Here is a 19,640-nt window from a genome sequence, read left to right on the forward strand (position 1 = left end):
TATTATAATGTGGTATATCTTTTTAAGGCGGTAAAGATAATTAATAAATGGGAAACCTTTTCTATGGTTTTTAGGATTTAATTACTCCTTTTTGGATATAATTTAAATTTTGGAGAGAAATACTGTTATTAAAAACAAAAAAGACAACAACGAAAAACGTTATTGTCTTTTTAAAGTGCATTATAATGAATTGATTATCTGTTGTTGTAAACCAATAAAGCTTCTTTTAAAATATTTACGGCTGTAATCAAATCTTTTTTGTTTAAAACATACGCAATACGAACTTGATTAAGTCCCATTCCAGGTGTCGAATAGAAACCTTTGGCTGGAGCAATCATTACCGTTTCGCCATTTAAATTATAACTTTCAAGAAGCCATTGTGCAAAATCATCTGAATCTGCTATCGGAAGCTCGGCAATGCAATAAAAAGCGCCTTTTGGTTTTGTAACCACAACACCCTCAATCTTGTTTAATTCGGCGATCAAGGTATCGCGACGTTCTTTGTATTCGCCAATTACTTCGTCAAAATAACTTTGCGGAGTGTCTATAGCGGCTTCGCACGCAATCTGCTCAATAGTTGGCGGGCTCAAACGCGCTTGGGCAAACTTCATTACAGTTGCCAAAACGTCTTTGTTTTTTGTTACCAGACATCCAATTCTTGCTCCGCACATACTATAACGTTTAGAAACAGAATCGACCATGATTACATTTTGCTGTACATCTTCAAGATTCATTACAGAAAAATGAACATCGTCTCCATCATATAAAAATTCACGGTACACTTCATCAGCGATTAAGTACAAATCGTGTTTTTTAATTAAATGAGCCAGCTGTTTAATTTCGGCTTCAGAATATAAATATCCAGTCGGATTTCCAGGGTTGCAAATCAGAATGGCTTTTGTTTTTGGTGTTATTAATTTTTCAACTTCATCAATGCTAGGCAGAGCAAAACCCGTTTCGATAGTAGAAACAAGAGGCACTACCGTTGCGCTTGTAGAAGAAGCAAAGGCGTGATAATTAGCATAAAAAGGCTCTGGGATAATAATTTCATCTCCAGGGTCTGTAATTGTGGCCAGTGCAAAAAGTAAGGCTTCAGAACCACCAGTGGTAACAATGATGTCTTCTGTGTTAACGTTTACATTTTGGCGCTGGTAAAAATGAGCTAATTTTTTTCTATAGCTTTCATATCCGGCAGACGGACTGTATTCTATAATACTCAAATCAATATTTTTTACCGCCTCGATGGCCACTTCCGGTGTCTTGATATCCGGTTGACCAATGTTTAAGTGATACACTTTGTGTCCTTTTTTCTTTGCTAAATCAGCAAAAGGAGCCAGCTTGCGTATCGGAGATTCGGGCATATTTTTTCCCTTAAGTGAAATTGTCGGCATGAGTATAAATTATTGAAGTGCAAATTTGCATTTTTTTTTCCAATTTAACGTAAACAATACAAGGACTTGCAAAAATGTAACAATAATAAATATATTTACTAATTTTATAATAAAATATTGTCAATGAAAAAATATATAGTGTTGTTTTTTGGGTTATTCTTACCTTTTTTGCTTTTTGGACAAGGCGATTTTTTATTGGAAAACAATGCAACAAAGGCCACAATACCTTTTAAATTGATCAACAATCTTATTTTTATTCCTATAAAAGTAAATGGAGTAGAGTTAAATTTCCTCTTAGATTCTGGCGTTGAAGAAACAATTCTGTTTAGTATGGAAGAAAAACAGGAAGTCAGTTTTAATAATGTGGAAAAAATCAAACTTCGCGGTTTAGGAAGCGAGGAAGAAATTGAAGGTCTAAAATCGACAAAAAATATTCTAGAAACACATGGTCTGAAATCAAATGACCATATGGTTTTTATTATTTTGGATCAAAGTTTTAATCTGTCTTCTCATATCGGAATTCCTGTTAACGGAATTATCGGCCATAAATTCTTTAGAAATAATTTGGTTGAAGTGAATTACCAAAAAAAGAAAATAATAGTTCATGCTAAGAGTGCCAAGTTTGAGGAAAAACTAAACAAACAGTTTAGAATGGTTCCGATCACTGTAGAAAAAGCTAAACCTTATATCATGACAACAGCTACAGTAAACAATGAAGAAATTCCGGCAAAGCTTTTAATTGATATTGGAAATAGTGATGCTTTTTGGATTTTTGAAAATGATAAAATCAAACTTCCTAACAAAAATTTTCCGGACTTTTTGGGAAAAGGATTTAGCGGAGACATTGAAGGGCACCGCGCTAAAATTGATAAATTTTCGATCGATGAATTTGATTTTAAAAAACCAATAGTTTCTTTTCCAGATTCTGTTTCGGTTCGTAATGTTAAGATGGTCCCAGGACGTATTGGATCTGTTGGGGGCGAAGTCTTGAAACGATTTACACTGGTTTTGGATTATAAAGAAAAAAAACTGTACCTAAGAAAAAATGCCAAATACGGAGAGCCGTTTACTTATAATAAGAGCGGAATCTCAATTCAGCACAACGGACTTCAGTGGGTGCAGGAAACAGTGCATTTAGAAACAGTGCGAGTTGCTTCGACGATGGAAGAATTGCAGGAGAAAGATAAAAATAACAATAACAATAATTTTAAATATAAATTTGCTCTTAAGCCAGTTTACGAAATTGTAAATGTGCGCAAGAATTCTGCCGCCGAGAAGTGCGGATTGCGCAAAGGAGATATAATTGTAAGCATTAATAACACACAGCCCTATAAATATACTCTGCAGCAGATCAACAATCTTTTAAAATCAGAAGATGATATCTGGATTAATATGGAGGTTGAACGAAATAGTTTGGTGCTAAAATTTAGATTTAAGCTTGAAGATGAATTGTAAATTATAAATTATAAAAACTACGTTTTACGATGCTGTATTGGAGGATTGTCTCTTTTTTGTGAAAATAAGTTTACTAAAAAATAGTTTTTTTGTTAAATATTTTCTTATGTTTAGGGAAAATTTAATCTATGGCAAAAAACTACATTAGCCCCCTCCATTTTGTATTGTTTTTTATTTTTTTTACGTTATTTCCTTCCAAACTAACGGCACAATGTGCTGGTGACGATAATACAAATGAATTAATTTGCGATGTTTCTAATCCAATCTATCAATCTGTAAATTTATTTTCTTTATTAGGCGGTTCTCCAGTTCCTGGCGGAACATGGACGGGGAGTAGTAAGCAAGGTCTAGATGCTTCCAATGGTATTTTAAACGCACAGCTTATTCTTGGCGGCGGAACATATTATTATACTTATACCGCTCCAGCAACTTCCGGATGTACAGATAACAAGGCTGTAGTCACGATTACGATAGGTGCATATGTGGGAGTTGGATCGGAAGCAACAGTTTGTAGTAAAGATAGGTTTTTTAATCTTTTTACAGCTTTTGACAGTAAAGTAATGGGGCCTCATGTAAATGGTAAATTTACAACCGACAAAGGGGTGCCTGTAGAATCCAGCATAAAGATTGACCAATATACAGCTAAAACTACGCTTCACTTTATCTATACTGTGCCTGCCGTGCCCGCTTGTTCTCCTGCCGAAAAATCGACCAATGTACAGGTGACAATTTATATAGCTCCAGAAGCAGGAGACCCTCAAAATTTGGAATTATGCGGCACTACTGATTTAGCAGGATATACCAATTTAGATTTAAATGATCAGCTTACTGGTGAAGACAGCGGAGGCACATGGACAGGCATCGGAATATCATCGGCCACGGATCATAATATTAATCTTCAAGAATTGTTCGATGCAAATGGGCCAGGAGAATATTTTTATACTTATACTGTTTTAGCAGTTCCTAACAACTATATATGTGAAAATGATGATGCTACTGTAAAGATATTGCTTGAAAAAAGACTTGATTTTACAGGATCAAAAATCGCAGTTAGTAAAGATATCTGCGAATCGGAAATTGCCACGGCAACGTATTCGGCAAAGATTATACAAGGGACAGAAAGTATTCCAAATGGAGAATATGACATTACTTATAGTGTTGCAGGACCTGAAACATCTGGATTTGAAAATGTAAGAGGTGATTTTGTGAATGGAGTATTTAACTTTCCAATCAAATCCGCTTATTTTCGACAAGTGGGCAAGTATACTATTACGGTTACGCGCATCGTCTCAACATCTAGCAAAGGAAAATGTGTAGATATTTTTAGTCCGTTTTCAACTATTTTAACCATTTATCCGTTACCGCGATTGACTAATGCCACATTATCGGCACTTCCTATTTGTCAAAATGATCCTGCGACAATTCAAGTTATTACGCCTCAATTGCCAGACGGAAAATATCTTATTTCTTATAACATAAATGGAGAAAATCTGGCTCTTGGCGAAACAGCAGAAATGCTTGCAGTTGGCGGAAAAGCATCTTTTACAATTCCCGGAAACCTGACTGTAAGAAGCGGATTGTCTGTGGTTACCATTTATAGCATAACTGATATTACAAACCCTTCACCTCAATGCACCAATACAGCAAATGTTGCAGGAAATTTAAATATAAATCCGTTGCCCAATGCCGTAACGGTGGTTGCAAAAGTTAATGATTACTGTCTGAATGCACCCGTTACAGTCGCAGTTTCGGGTTTAGGCAATTTGACAAATGCGAGTATTTCATACACGCTTTCAGGAGCTAATTCTTCTTCTGTACAGACAATTGCCAAAGCTGTGGCAAATGGCAGATTAGATTTTGTTATTCCTGCCGAATTGCTTTTAACTGCAGGAACGACAAAAATTACATTATTGAATTTAACTAATACAGTTACAAACTGTAATGTAAATTTAAGCAATGCCGCAGATGATTTTGTAATTAATCCGATTCCGCTAGCGCCAATTGTTGCAGACCAGCAGTTTTGTAAAGTTGATGGAGCCGTAATAGCCAATTTAGAACCAAAAGGATCGCAATATAAATGGTATAATGCTGCAGCAGCAACAGCGCCCCTTGCGGTTGATTATGTTTTAAAAACAGAAGATTATTTCGTTCGAGAAACTTCTACGGCAGGATGTACATCAGAACCAGCAAAAGTTTCGGTCATTATTCATGATACGCCAGCACCAGAAATGACAGGAACAGCAGACTTCTGCGGATTGGCAAACCCTAAAATAAGTGATCTTTCTAACAAAACAAATGTTCCTTCAACAGTTTCTTGGTACGATGCAGTAGACGGTAATTTATTGCCTTCTGCAACATTATTAGTTCATAATGCAACTTATTACGGATACGATTTAAACGAAACAACTAGATGCCTTTCAGAAAACTACAAAGAAATAAAAGTTTCATTGCAGGACTGTGAGGTTGCGGCGTATGAGTTTTTTATTCCAGACGGATTTTCGCCAAACGGAGATGGCGTAAACGATTCGTTTGTGATAAAAGATATTGAATTTTTATATCCAAATTATACGCTTGAAATTTATAACAGATACGGAAACGGAATGTATAAAGGAGATAACAGTAAGCCAGCTTGGGATGGCAAAAACTATGAAAAGAGCGGTATCGCTGGAGGCATTGCACCCAATGGAGTTTACTTTTATGTGCTGCATTTCAATAAAGACAATAAACCGCCAAAACAAGGCCGTCTTTATTTAAATCGATAATCCTTTTTTACATTTTAATATGGTTTTCAAATGAAAAAAATAATACTCCTTATACATTTCCTTTTCTATTTATCGGTCTCAGCGCAGCAAGATCCAGAATACACGCATTATATGTACAATATGAGCGTGGTCAATCCTGCGTATGCAACGGGAGTTCCTGCCATGATGAATTTTGGCGGGTTGTACAGAACGCAATGGGTGGGCGCATACGGTTCTCCAAAAACATTTACGTTTTTTGGACATACTGCGATCAATGACAAAATAGAAGCAGGCATCTCTTTTATTTCGGATGATATTGGTGATGGAGCCAAAAAAGAAAATAATGTTTACGCTGATTTTGCCTATGTTTTAAAATTAGGCGGAAAAAATAAATTGTCGCTGGGTTTAAAAGCTGGATTTTCATCTATGCAAACCAATTTTAACGGTTTTCATTTTACAGATCCCCAGACAGATTTTGCCTTTTCAGAAAATATAAATGCAACAAAACCAAATATTGGAGTTGGAGCCTACTATTTTAGAGATAATCTGTATGTTGGACTATCTGTGCCTAATCTGCTGAAATCAAAATACATTGAAGAAAAATCAGGAATTAATGCTTTTGGTGCTGAAGAAATGCACACTTTTTTAACGGCTGGTTATGTTTTTCAAGTTAACGATAAGCTGAAATTAAAGCCTGCCTTTATGTCAAAATTTGTAAAAGGCGCGCCAATCACTTTAGATGTTACTGCGAATGTTCTGTACAACGAAAAGTTTGAATTTGGAGCCGCATACAGAATTGATGATTCAGTAAGCGCTTTATTCAATATCAATGTTACGCCTACGCTGAGAGTAGGTTATGCGTATGATTATACGCTCACAAACTTTGGCCAGTTTAATTCTGGAACGCATGAAATTATGCTGCTGTTTGATTTGGACTTGTTAGGAAAAGGATTTGATAAATCACCAAGATTCTTCTAAAATGAAAAATATGAAAAAATTACTCGTTATTATATTCGTATTTTCAATACAGTTTATAAAAGCCCAGGATCAGGAATTGATTAGAGCAAAACGTTTTTTTGATAAAACCTACTACAGCGAAGCCATTATTTTATACCAAAAATTAGCAGACGAAAGACCTTCGCAAGAAGTCATTAAAAACTTGGCCGATTCTTATTTCTATACTAATGATTTGGTAAAAGCACAGCGTTATTATCGTCTTTTAATTTCAAATTACAGCAATAATGTAGACCGGGAATATTACTTTAGACACGCGCAGACTTTAAAAGCAACCAATAGCACCGATGATGCAAACGCCAATTTAAAAGAATATTATGCCAAATCTTCTAATCCAGAAGATATTGCCAATTTTGAAAAAGAACTTAAAACTTTAGAAAATGTTACCGCAATCGGCAAGCGTTTCGAAATAAAAAATCTAGCCATAAACACTCCAAATTCTGAATTCGGAGCGGTTAAATACCAAGAAAAGTTAGTTTTTGCGGGAGTAAAGTTGAAGCCAGGCCTGTTTGACAAAAAATTTAAATGGGACAATGAAACCTATTTGAATTTGGTTTCAATTCCTTTAAAAAACATGAATTCGGCAGATTCCATCGTTCATTATTTTGCCAAAGAATTAAAAACAGGAATGCACGAATCGAATGCCGTTTTTACAAAAGATGGCAAGACCATATATTTTACCCGAAACAATTCTAAAAACGGAAAGAAGAAAAAAGATGATAAAAAAGTTTCCAATCTTCAGATTTTTAAAGCAGAACTGGTAGAAGGAAAATGGACAAATATTACGTCGCTTCCATTCAATAGCCCTAATTATTCTGTTGAGCATCCCGCTTTGAGCGCAGACGAAAAAATATTGTACTTCGCTTCAGATATGCCCGGGTCTTTGGGGTCTTTTGATATTTATTCAGTAAACATAAATAAAGGCGCATTTGATACTCCGAAGAATTTAGGTTCTGAAATTAACACCTACAAGAGAGAACAGTTTCCTTTTGCTTCGGCAGACAATAAATTATATTTTTCATCAGATGGGCATTTAGGTTACGGATCTTTAGATGTTTTTGTTTCGGAAATTAATGGAAATGAATATTCAAAACCTGTAAATGTCGGACTTCCGCTGAATTCTAATTTAGATGATTTTGCTTTTAATATTGATTCCAATACCAAAGAAGGATTTTTTGCATCGAATAGAGAAGGAGGGAAAGGAAGCGACGATATTTATCAATTCAAGGAAATAAAAGACTTGATTGTTGAAGACTGCAAACAGTTTATTGCTGGAACCATTACCGATATTGATACCCGGTTGGCTCTTGAAAACGCAACGGTATTACTGCAAGATTCAGAAAATAAAACCTTAAGCACGATTACAACTTCTGCTGACGGGAAATTTAGTTTTACGGTTGCTTGTGAGGCTTCGTACAAAATTAGCGCTTTCAAAGAAAATTATACGAATGCTTCTAAAATACTAACATTAGATAAAACTAGAGATAAAGTAAATGATGGTTCTTTGGCTTTGAAATCTTTAGAAGCAATTAAAAAAGAAGAAAAACAGATTGCCGAAAATAAGAGAAAGCAGGAAATTATTATTGAAGAAGAAAACAAGAAAAAAGAAGCTTTGGCGGCACTTGAGTTAAAAGAAAAAGAGAAAAAAACCAAAGAAGCGGCTATCGTTGCTGCTGAAATTAAAAAGCAGGAAAAGGTAAAAGAGATTCTAGCAAAGGAAAAAGATGTCGTAAAAGACAAAGACCGTTTAATCATTAAAACAGATCCAATTTACTTTGATTATGATTTGTGGTACATTCGTAAAGAATCAAAAGTAATTTTAGGAAGAGTTGTCGAATTGATGAAGAAATATCCTGATATGGCAATCGAAATAGGCTCGCATACCGATTCACGAGGAAACGAGAAGTACAACGCTGATTTATCTCAGAAAAGAGCAAACTCAACTAGAGATTTTATTGTCCAATCTGGAATTGAAGCCAAAAGGGTTTCTGCAAAAGGCTATGGCGAATCGGTTCCGATTGTAAAATGCAAAACAGATGAATCTTGCTCAGAAGAAGAACACGAATTAAACAGAAGATCTGAATTTGTAATTAAAAATTTATAAAATTATGATCAGAAGAAAATCTTTTTTCTTTAATTTTATGCTGACATCAATAAAATAGAAAAATTATGAGAAATCTAACCTTGTCTTGTTTGCTTTTATCCTTCATTGGATTGCAAAGCTGTAAAAATGAAGAAAAACAAAAAGCTGCCGAAGCTGCAAAAGCAGAAGGTGAAGCCGTAGTAAGCACAGCTTGCTACAAAGCAATTTATGAAAAGGATACAATAGATTTAAAATTGAATACTTTAAAGAATGGAAAACTGGCTGGAGACATGATTATGAAGGTTGCGCCTTCAACTGTTAGAACAGGAGAAGTTGCGGGCGAGTTTCATGGAGATACTTTGTTTGTAGATTATACTTTTAAAGATAATGTAAACGGAGAGAAAACATTCAAAAATCCGATGGCGTTTTTAAAACGTAACAATCAGCTTATTTTAGGAAACGGAACCATGCAGACTACAATGGGAGTTACTTATTTGGTAAAAGACAAACCTATTGATTTTGAAAGCGTAAAATACAAGTTTGATACTGCTGAATGCGCTGAGAAAAAATAAAGTCTCAGAAGAAAGACTTAACAAGAAGATGTTTTTACTTTAAAATAAAAAGCCGTTTCTAGATTTAGAAACGGCTTTTGTTCTTTTAGAATATTTTGTTCTTATTGAACTTCACCCTTAATTTTAAGAGCTACTCTTCCGTCAGGATAGTTTACTGCGTTTGTTTCAACAGTAATCGTTTTACGGATCGGTCCTGCGACCATATTATATTTTACATCGATTTTTCCTTTTTTGCCAGGCATAATTGCTGCCGCAGGTTTTGTTACAACAATAGAACTTACAGTAGATTCTGCCCCTGTAATTAATAAAGGAGCATCTCCAGTGTTTGTAAATTCAAAGGAACGAAGCCCATTGTCACCCTTAGAAATTTTTCCATAATCAATAGTATTGTCTGGGGCTGCAAATTCAATTTTTGGGCCGTTTTGAGCATAACTTATTGCACTAAATACTAGAACTGCAATAAAAGAGGCTGCATTTTTCATATGAAATCTTTTTTTAATTGTAAGTAAATATACATTCTTTTAATTAACACACAAATTATTATTTCTCTTTTTATAGTCTACTTAATTATTTACTTTTGCTGTCAGTTATAAATACAAAAATTGAACCAGTTTTTTATTTAACCGTTTAATCCTTTATTTGTTTAGTCGTTGAGATTGAATTATAAATGATGCTTTAAACAGAAAATTAAGAAAACGGTTCAATTTGAAATCCAATGATCAAAACCGATTAAAACGGTTAAAAAATTAACGATTAAACAACCCTAGTAAATGACAATTCCAGCACAATTTGACGCTAAGACGATTGAGAGTAAATGGTATGATTACTGGATGAAAAACAACTATTTTCATTCAGAACCAGATCATAGAACACCGTACACCATTGTAATTCCGCCGCCAAACGTCACTGGAGTCCTTCACATGGGACATATGTTGAATAATACGATTCAGGATGTTTTAATTCGTAGAGCGCGTCTTAAAGGTTTCAACGCTTGTTGGGTACCTGGAACAGATCACGCATCTATTGCTACTGAAGCAAAAGTAGTAGCGAAATTAAAAGCAGAAGGAATTAATAAAAACGATTTGACCCGCGAAGAATTCCTAAAACACGCTTGGGAATGGACAGATAAATATGGCGGAACAATCTTGGAGCAACTTAAAAAATTAGGTGCTTCTTGCGATTGGGAACGTACGAAATTCACGATGGATCCAGATATGTCTGCATCTGTAATTAAATCGTTTGTAGATTTATACAACAAAGGGTTAATCTACAGAGGATACCGTATGGTGAACTGGGATCCAGAAGCAAAAACTACTCTTTCTGACGAAGAAGTAATTTATGAGGAACAGCAAGGAAAATTATTTTTCTTAAAATATAAAATCGAAGGTTCAGAAGATTTCTTAACCATCGCTACAACACGTCCGGAAACTATTTTTGGAGATACTGCAATCTGTATCAATCCAAACGATGAGCGTTTTGCACATTTAAAAGGTAAAAAAGCCATTGTTCCAATCTGCGGAAGAGTAATTCCTATTATTGAAGATGAATATGTAGACGTAGAATTCGGAACAGGATGTTTGAAAGTTACGCCTGCGCACGATATGAACGATAAAACGCTGGGTGAAAAACACAACTTAGAAATCGTTGATATTTTTAATGAAGATGCTACTTTAAACAGTTTCGGATTGCACTATCAAGGAAAAGACCGTTTTGTGGTTCGTACTGAAATTGCAAAAGAATTGGAAGAAATTGGCGCTTTGGCAAAAACAGAAACGCACTTAAATAAAGTAGGAACTTCTGAAAGAACAAAAGCGGTAATCGAACCAAGATTATCAGACCAATGGTTCTTGAAAATGGAAGAATTGGTAAAACCAGCCATTAAGTCGGTTTTAGAGACGGGAGACATTAAATTGCATCCAAAACGTTTTGAAAATACTTATGCGCACTGGCTAAACAATATTCGCGATTGGAATATTTCTCGCCAATTATGGTGGGGACAACAAATTCCGGCATACTATTACGGAGACGGAAAAGAAGATTTCGTAGTTGCAGAAAATATTGAAGACGCTTTAACTTTAGCAAAAGAAAAAACATCTAACAGCTCACTGACAACATCTGACTTAAAACAAGATGTTGATGCCTTAGATACATGGTTCTCATCTTGGTTATGGCCAATGTCAGTTTTTGGCGGAATTATGGATCCAGAAAGTCCAGACTTTAAATATTACTATCCAACAAATGACTTGGTAACCGGTCCGGATATTTTATTTTTCTGGGTTGCGAGAATGATTATTGCGGGTTACGAATATGCAGGTGAAAAACCATTTACGAATGTATATTTAACAGGCTTAGTTCGTGATAAACAGCGCCGTAAAATGTCTAAATCATTAGGAAACTCTCCTGATCCTTTAGATTTAATTGAAAAATTTGGTGCCGATGGTGTTCGTGTAGGATTGCTTTTAAGTGCTTCTGCAGGAAACGATATTATGTTTGACGAAGAATTATGCCTTCAAGGAAAAGCTTTTTCAAACAAAATCTGGAATGCTTTCAAATTGATTAAAGGTTGGGAAGTTTCTGAAACAATTCCACAGCCAGAATCATCAAAAGTGGCAATCGAATGGTACGAAGCAAAATTGCAGCAGACTTTAGTAGATATCGAAGATAATTTTGAGAAATACAGAATTTCTGATTCATTGATGGCAATTTATAAATTGGTTTGGGATGATTTCTGTTCATGGTTCTTAGAAATGATCAAACCGGCTTACCAGCAGCCAATTGACAGCGTAACTTTCGCGAAAGCGATCGAAATGCTAGAAAACAACTTGAAGTTATTGCATCCGTTTATGCCTTTCTTGACTGAGGAAATCTGGCAATTAATTGCTGAAAGAACCCCAGAAGAAGCTTTAATTGTTTCAACTTGGCCAGAAGTAAAACCATTTGATGCCAAATTGATTGCTGATTTCGAAAATTCAATTGAAGTGATTTCTGGAATCAGAACGATTCGTAAAGACAAAAATATTCCGTTTAAGGATGCAATCGAATTAAAAGGAATCAACAGCGAAAATGTTTCTACTTATTTTGATTCAATCATAACAAAACTAGGAAATGTTTCGGCTTTCGAATATGTTTCTGAAAAAGTAGACGGAGCATTGTCTTTCCGTGTAAAATCAAATGAATATTTCATTCCGATTACAGGAAATATTGATGTAGAAGCTGAAATTGCAAAACTTACAGAAGAATTAAATTACACAAAAGGATTCTTGAAATCTGTTGAAGCAAAACTTTCAAACGAGAAATTCGTAAATGGAGCTCCAGAGAAGGTTCTTAATTTAGAAAAACAAAAACAAGCAGATGCTCTAGCAAAAATTGCTACAATCGAGCAGAGTTTGGCTGGCTTGAAATAAAAAATATTTCTTTTATAAGCAGACCTAACAGGTTTTTAAAACTTGTTAGGTCTTTTTTTTTGCCACGAATTCACGAATTTTATTTTTCACAATCTTTGAGTGAAATATTAGTTTAAGAATAAAACTCGTGAATTTGTGGCTGTAAAAAAAAACTATTTTACAGGCTCTCTAAGTATTGTTTTTAATTTGTCGGGAGCTGTTTTACGGAAATCTGAAAGATAAATTTCATGATGCAGCCCATTTTGCTGCAGATTGTTCTGAATGCTAAAATCTTGAATTTTTTTAAGAGTTTGTGGTTCAGTATCAAAAGGGCCAATGTGAAGAATCTGAATGACTTTGCCTTCTTTTAGTTCAAAGAACTCAATTGCGTTTGCTAATTCATTTTGTTTTTTGCTGACCGCAATTGCAATAGCTTCTTTGGTTTGTTCCTTTGTTACAAAATGGGGCATTCTAATCATGATTCTGTAATTCCATTCAGAACGGGGTATTTTTTGCGGAGCTTCATCCATAGAAATAGATGCGTATTTTTTATCGTCAAAACTCCATAATGCTTCTAGTTTTGGAACAACAAAGTCATTGTTCATTGCCTTCTGCATAAATTTAATGACATAAGCCGTGGTGTACAATGCTTGAATTTTTTCTGAAAATTCTTTTCCAGAAGGATCTCCTTGACCTATAAGCGATATGTAATTCGTTTTTTCTATATAAACGATTTCGGGAATAGTTTTAGCATTATAGTAAGTCTTGTCTGTTTTGGTTAAATCTAATTTGCTCATCTTTTTTAGGTTTTATAATGCAAATTAAAAGGGATGAAGTGACAAGGGTATGTCAGCAGAAGTTGTGCTTTATTTTTTTTTTTTTTTTGCCACGAATTCACAAATTTTATTTTTTACAATCTTTGAATGAAATAATGATTCACGAATAGATTTTAAAAATAAAAATCTTGAAATGCTTTGCTTGTTCGCTTTCGCTTGCGTCGTGGCTGTTTTTTACTCAAGGAAAAAATATTGCAATTGGATTTGAGCTGAACTTAAAATAAAAATCCCAAGATTTTTCTGTTTTAGAAAGTCAGAAAATCTTGGGATAAAAAAACATCTAATTCAATATTTTAGAACTTGTATCGCAAGCTTGTCATAACCTGACGAGGAGCAATTGGGTTCACGCTATAATTTTCGTGAACAGTATAATTTAATGTGTTTGTAATGTTTGATAATTTGCAAAGAATCGAGAATTTTCTCCAAGTATATCCAACAGAAGCATCAATTGTAAAATAACCTTCTAGCGGAATATCACGATCTCTAATTGTTACAGTGTACGTTTTCGGGTTTGTTGAAGGTTTATTTTCTGTCCATACATAATCATCATTCCATCCTCCTAAACGATCTCCGATATAGTTTCCGATTGCTCCAAAAGAAACTCCTTTAAATAATCCTGATTGCAGAGTATAAAAGAAACTTAAGTTAGCAGTATTTAGCGGCGTTCTCGCTACTCGGTCTCCTTCAACAAAACTACCGTTCAATCCTGAAGTTTTGGTGTAGCGCATATCATTGTAGCTGTATCCTGCAATAATATTTAAACCATCTGCTGGCGCTGCTGTAACATCAACTTCGACACCTTTACTTTTGGTTTCTCCGCTTAGCATTTTAATGTTTGCATCAAAATTATCGCTTCCGTCAGCTTTATATGGTGCCATTTGAGCCAAGTTGCTGTTTGTAATTTGATAAACTGTAACATTTGTGCTTAACAATCCGTTAAACCAATCTTTCTTTACTCCAACCTCGTATTGATCGATAATAGAAGCTTCAATAGGCTGTAAATCTACAGTTGTTCCTGTATTTGGAGTAAAAGAAGTAGAATAGCTTCCAAATACTGAAATATCTTTTGTCGGCTGATACACTAATCCAGCTTTTGGAGAAAATGCATTATCTAAGCGTTTTGGCGTTACTGTTGGAACAGCATCTTGAGGATTTCCTGCACCAGTTTTAGTTTCTTTGTATGTGCTAACTTCAGCTTCTTGCCAAGACCATCTTATACCTGCCAAGACTTTAAATTTATCTGTGATCGAAATGAAATCTTGAAAATAAACCCCAAAACGATTTGTGTCTGTTTTTGTAATTTGAGTTGCTCTGTCAGTTGTTGGAATGTCCATTCTTTGGTCTGCAGGATCAAAAGTGAATAAGTTTATCTTGTCATAAAGTGTTGGTCCATAAACAGGTTTGCCATCTTTAATGCCGATTTGCACATATTTTTCATCAAATGTAAAAGTGTAAGCTGTTGCAAATGAGTTTTCCCAATCAACACCAGTAAAGATTTGATGTTTTACAGATCCGGTATTAAAAGTTCCCTGTAAACTCAATTGGTCTCCAAGAATTTGTTCTAAGTTTTTGTTTTTAGTTAAACCTCTATTCCAGTCACCAGGAGTTGGATAAGTGTCAAGACCTGATAATTGTGCTGTAGAATAGCTTCCTCTATTATAATTTTGGAAAGATGAGTTAAAGTTTAATTTCCAATTTTTGTTAAAATCGTGATTTAATAATACAGATGCACTAGCAGATTTTGTATTTCCATTTGACCAAAGTGACCCGTAGAAAGCACTACGAGGTAAATCTAAAATTTCTTTACCAATAATTCCAGTTCCAAAATCTGGTGTCCAGTCTGCGCTTAAATAATCTCCTTGTACAGTGATTTGAGTTTTTGGGTTAATAATGAAAAGCAACGATGGATTTACATAAATACGTTCGTTTTTTACAACATCTCTAAAGCTTTCTGAGTTTTCGTAAGAACCATTAATTCTAAAAGCAATTGATTTTGTAAGGCCACCATAAAAATCAAAAGCAGGCTTGTAGTAAGCGTAGCTTCCCATTTGCATAGAGATTTCTCCTCCGCTTTTAAACTGTGGCGTTTTGGTTACTAGGTTTACAATTCCTCCCGGAGCAACATTTCCGTATAGTAGTGCAGAACCACCTTTTAGAAATTCTACTTTCTCTAAACCTGAAACATCAGGAATAGAGCCAGAATTGTAACGGAATCCGTTTTTAAACATATTATTAGCAGACATATCATAACCTCTTGAGAAGAAAGATTCTTGCGCGCCACCACGAGCAGAACTTACATAAACACCGTTGGCATTTTTAAGAACTTCGCTTAATCTGATGGCTTGCTGCTGTTCGATAACTTCAGAACCGATAACCTGTAAGGTTTGCGGATTATCCATAGGTTTCAATCCGGAACGAACTGCTGTTACTGGTTTTGGCTCTTTAGTTTTGGTAACCACAACCTCGTTTAGAATTTCTCCTTTTTTATTTTTTACAGTGTCGGTAACAGAAGAAGTCGTTTCATTACTTGAATAATCTTGACCATAAGAGGCAAAACTTAATAATCCTAGTGCAAGTAGTAAATTATATTTCATGGTATTTATTTAGATTCAATAAAAATTATAGAGTGCAAATATAAATGAACAGACACTTTAACAGGAAATTATGAGATGGATTTATTGCTTAAACCTTACTTAGTTTTGTCTTAATATTTGCTTAAGAATTTTTTAATGTTGTTTTAATTTTGTAAATAATTTGAGTTTAAATAGTGATAGGGTGTGCTGTAAAGGCTATTTTGCAAAAAAAAACAGGGCTGTCTCAATTTTGAGTCAACCCTATTTTAAATTGAAATTAAAACCTAAGAATGAAGTTTCTGGAAATTATTTTACAACAATTTGATAAGTTGCCATTTTCCAGATTTCATCGTATTTTTTTCCGTTATGATCTCCAGAAGCTTTTTCTGTATGAGCATATTCAACCATATAGTTTCCTGACCAGATTGGTGTAAAAGAAAATTCTCCCTTATCGTTTGTCCACAATTCTTTTTCCCAGCCGTTTGGTGCAATTACTTTAATTTTAGCTTCTTTAGCAATAGCTCCGTCATAAGAGGCAACGCCTGTAATTTTAGCGTCTTTCTTTGCTGTGTCCGCATTTTCTGAGAAAACGGCAATTTTATTCGTGTTAGAAGCAATAGTATTTCCAGCAGTTTTATTTCCAACTACAACAGTTGCGCTAGAATTATAATCTAATTTCATAGTGCCATAAACGTCTTTTACGGTATGGTGCATCACAATGGTATAGACCCCATCTTCTTCTGGTGTAAAAAAAGCTTGGTATTTATTATCTAAAGCCTTAGAGGTTAATTTAACCTCTTTTTTAGATGGAGAAATTACCACTAAAGAGAAATCCTTTAAATCAGAAAACCATTTATCAGCTTTTGTAATGTCGTTATCAGAGAACTCTCCAAAGTAAACCGAAATTTCTTGAGCTTTGCCTTTTGTTCCTGTTGCTTTAGTTTCAATCCAAAGTGCGTGGGCGAAAAGCTGAGGTGCGGCAAAAAGCATTAGAAATAAAAAGCTCGCTGTTTTTAAAATATTTGATTTCATACGATCAAGTTTAAATTATTAGAATGATATTTTTTACAAACATAAGTTTTATTTAGAATAATTAAAAATAAAAAGTCTTGAAAACTGCAATGAAAAGCCAAAGATTTCTAGGATTTATGTTATGTTTTTACAATTCTGTTCTTTTTCTAAAGGGCAGAGGTGTTTTTAGAAAAGAGAAAAACTTTAGAATTTCAATGTCAGATTAACCAAGAAATTGGACAACGCTTGTGAGTTTCCGTAAAAATCCCAATATCTTTCACTTGAAATATTATTGAATTTAATTCCAACTCTCCAAGTAGGCTGGTCATAAAAGACAGTAGCATTTGCAGTTGTATAGGATGGCATATAGAAAACATTGTCTTCAAACAGATAGCTTTTTCCAACATAATTTAATCCAAAACCAGCTCCTAAGCCTTTTACAGTATTTTGCAAAGTATAAGTGGTCCAAAAGTTGGCTACATTTTCTGGAGCTCCAGGGGCTGTAGCTCCAGATTCTTGAATACGATTTTCATTGTATGCATACCCCCCGATAATGTTTAAGCCATTTATTGGATTGGCTATTAATTCAAAATCTAAGCCTTTGCTTTTTTGAACTCCATCCTGAAATGCAAAGCCATTCGAATCATATCGAATTGCATTATCAATTGTGATGTTGTAATAACTCAAAGTAGTGCTCAGTTTTTTATTAAACGCTTCGATTTTTACACCAGCTTCATATTGTACGGCATAGACAGGGTCTAAAATCAATTTTGTTGCGTCAGGTTGCGTTGCGGGAGGAGAATTTTGGAATCCGTTCATGTAATTGGCAAAAACAGAAACCTGATCTTTAACGACCTGATAGACCAATCCAAGTTTTGGAGATAAAGCAGTCTGATTATATCCTTCAGTACCCTCGACTTCCTTGCGTTTGTAATTGTCTACACGAAGACTTAGCATAGCAGATAATCTGTCGGTAAAATTTACGACATCAGAAGCGTAGATACTAAAGGTTTGGTCGCCATCAACAGGATATGTTGTCTGTTTTAGAGTTGCATCGACTGTTTTTCTTCTTAAAGGATCGAAAGGTGCTCGAACATCAACAGTATCTAGGTAAGCTGTAACTCCAGAAGAAAAACTATTTTTATTGAAACTGTAATTTGCACCTACTAAAAGTCTATGTTTGATGCTTCCCGTTGCAAATTGTCCATTTATATTTTCTTGAATATTAGTGTAGTTGTTGTAAATAGGTCCCCAATTGCCAACTCTTCTTGCGGCCAGATATGGTGTAAGCCAAAGGGTGTAGGTTTGGTAGCTTCTTTCTACATTTTCTCCCATAAAAGAGAATAATGTTGTCGATTTCCAATTTTCAGATATTTGATATTCTGCTTGAGCAAAAACTTTATTCGCCGAAGTTTTAGCATCATTATCATCATGAAACAGCGATTTTCTGTAGCCCACTTGTAGATCTCTAGGATTTGTGATTCCAGATTTGGCATCATATCGGTGATAAGTGCGTCTTGTATTGTTTGAGCTAATGTATTCTGCATCAATATTAAAAGTTAATTTTTCGCTTGCCTTATAAGTCAAACTAGGCGTTATAGCGACAGTATTGTTGAAGCCAAAATCCAAGAAGCTTTTTTCTCTGTTGACCGCTGCATTTAATCTGAATAAAACACTTTTGTCTTTCTTTAAAGGAGTGTTGATGTCTGCAGTAAAACGATTTAAGTTATAACTTCCCATTGTGTAAGATACTTCGGTTGCGGCTGTTTCAAAAGGCTTTTTGGTAACTAAGTTTACCACGCCCCCAAAAGAAGAAATAGTTGACCCGAATAAAGTTCCTGATGGCCCTTTTAAAACTTCAATTCTTTCCACATTGGCAAGATCTGTAGAAGAACGGTTTGTTGCCGTTTCCATTCCGTTTCTAGCATTAATTCCTGTGGTGAAACCTCTAAAGGTTACGCCAACGCCGCCAGAAGGATAAGTTACAGGTACAGCGCCAGGAGAGTTTTGTACAGCGCTTCTAACATCTACAGAAACCTGCTCTAATAAAAGCTCTTTATGAATCACATTATAAACCTGCGGATTTTCTAAATTTTTAAGCGGCATTCTGGCAACGTAGTCTGTTTTTTTAGATATAATGCTTTTTGGATTGCTAATTACCACTTCTTGTAATTCCTTATTAGAAACCTTTAGCTGTAAATTGACCGTAGTGGTTTCGTTTTCTGTTACGGTAACTTCAGTTTCTAAGGTTTCATAACCCGTTAAAGATACTTGAAGCGTATAAGAATTGGCTCTTACTTTATTAAAGTCAAAATTGCCGTCATCAGTAGAAACGGTACCATATTTAGTGTTTTTAAGGATGATATTTACGCCAGCAGCGGCATCGCCATCAGATGTTGTAATTGTCCCTTTAATTTTTCCATGGTTTTGTGCAAAGGCAGATAAAAACGAAAATATAAAACTGATTGAAAATAGAAAACGCGAAGTTTTCAAATTGAGATAATTCATTATTATTTTAAATTTGGTTTGTAATTAATTTTATTTAGAACAAATAAAAACAGTGCAAATGTAGAAATTAAAA

At 34.7% G+C, this 19,640-nt stretch carries 12 protein-coding genes; 6 read left to right on the forward strand and 6 right to left on the reverse strand.

Annotated elements, in window-relative coordinates; genetic code table 11:
- Positions 1-194: 194 nt before the first annotated feature.
- Positions 195-1,391, reverse strand: a complete 1,197-nt coding sequence (locus N4T20_RS11340) for a pyridoxal phosphate-dependent aminotransferase (protein WP_260669269.1) — start codon at positions 1,389-1,391, stop codon at positions 195-197.
- Between the two features lie 123 nt (positions 1,392-1,514).
- On the opposite strand from N4T20_RS11340, the gene N4T20_RS11345 reads away from it, so the two are divergent.
- The 5 genes from N4T20_RS11345 to N4T20_RS11365 all read left to right on the forward strand — a co-directional run bounded on the left by N4T20_RS11345 (position 1,515) and on the right by N4T20_RS11365 (position 9,256).
- The gene (locus N4T20_RS11345) at positions 1,515-2,846 is read left to right on the forward strand and encodes a PDZ domain-containing protein (RefSeq protein WP_260669270.1); all 1,332 of its coding nucleotides are present in this window, start codon (positions 1,515-1,517) and stop codon (positions 2,844-2,846) included.
- Positions 2,847-2,974: 128 nt separating this feature from the next.
- Positions 2,975-5,608, forward strand: a complete 2,634-nt coding sequence (locus N4T20_RS11350) for a gliding motility-associated C-terminal domain-containing protein (protein ID WP_260669271.1) — start codon at positions 2,975-2,977, stop codon at positions 5,606-5,608.
- A 30-nt stretch (positions 5,609-5,638) separates the two neighbouring features.
- Positions 5,639-6,565 (forward strand): type IX secretion system membrane protein PorP/SprF, encoded by a 927-nt coding sequence (locus N4T20_RS11355; RefSeq protein ID WP_260669272.1) that lies wholly within the window; start codon positions 5,639-5,641, stop codon positions 6,563-6,565.
- 10 nt (positions 6,566-6,575) lie between these two features.
- Positions 6,576-8,705: an OmpA family protein gene (locus N4T20_RS11360; RefSeq protein ID WP_260669273.1), complete on the forward strand. Its 2,130-nt coding sequence runs from the start codon at positions 6,576-6,578 to the stop codon at positions 8,703-8,705.
- 65 nt (positions 8,706-8,770) lie between these two features.
- Positions 8,771-9,256, forward strand: coding sequence for a hypothetical protein (locus N4T20_RS11365; protein ID WP_260669274.1), 486 nt, complete (start codon positions 8,771-8,773; stop codon positions 9,254-9,256).
- Between the two features lie 101 nt (positions 9,257-9,357).
- Here the strand turns inward: N4T20_RS11365 and N4T20_RS11370 are convergent, their stop codons facing one another.
- The gene (locus N4T20_RS11370; RefSeq protein ID WP_260669275.1) at positions 9,358-9,738 is read right to left on the reverse strand and encodes a DUF1573 domain-containing protein; all 381 of its coding nucleotides are present in this window, start codon (positions 9,736-9,738) and stop codon (positions 9,358-9,360) included.
- A 288-nt stretch (positions 9,739-10,026) separates the two neighbouring features.
- Between N4T20_RS11370 and N4T20_RS11375 the strand changes: the two genes are divergently transcribed.
- On the forward strand, positions 10,027-12,660 hold the full coding sequence (locus N4T20_RS11375) for a valine--tRNA ligase (protein WP_260669276.1): 2,634 nt from the start codon (positions 10,027-10,029) through the stop codon (positions 12,658-12,660).
- A 152-nt stretch (positions 12,661-12,812) separates the two neighbouring features.
- On the opposite strand, the gene N4T20_RS11380 is transcribed toward N4T20_RS11375, so the two are convergent.
- The 4 genes from N4T20_RS11380 to N4T20_RS11395 all read right to left on the reverse strand — a co-directional run bounded on the left by N4T20_RS11380 (position 12,813) and on the right by N4T20_RS11395 (position 19,567).
- Positions 12,813-13,436, reverse strand: a complete 624-nt coding sequence (locus N4T20_RS11380) for a GyrI-like domain-containing protein (protein ID WP_260669277.1) — start codon at positions 13,434-13,436, stop codon at positions 12,813-12,815.
- Positions 13,437-13,768: 332 nt separating this feature from the next.
- Entirely contained in the window at positions 13,769-16,069 is a 2,301-nt protein-coding gene (locus tag N4T20_RS11385) for a TonB-dependent siderophore receptor (RefSeq protein ID WP_260669278.1), read from the reverse strand.
- A 285-nt stretch (positions 16,070-16,354) separates the two neighbouring features.
- Positions 16,355-17,080, reverse strand: a complete 726-nt coding sequence (locus N4T20_RS11390) for a DUF4198 domain-containing protein (protein ID WP_260669279.1) — start codon at positions 17,078-17,080, stop codon at positions 16,355-16,357.
- Between the two features lie 183 nt (positions 17,081-17,263).
- Positions 17,264-19,567 carry a TonB-dependent receptor gene (locus N4T20_RS11395; RefSeq protein ID WP_260669280.1) on the reverse strand — a complete coding sequence of 768 codons (2,304 nt, stop codon included), beginning with the start codon at positions 19,565-19,567 and terminating at the stop codon, positions 17,264-17,266.
- Positions 19,568-19,640: the final 73 nt, after the last annotated feature.

Origin of the sequence: Flavobacterium sp. TR2, assembly GCF_025252405.1 — a bacterium.
Lineage (GTDB): Bacteria > Bacteroidota > Bacteroidia > Flavobacteriales > Flavobacteriaceae > Flavobacterium.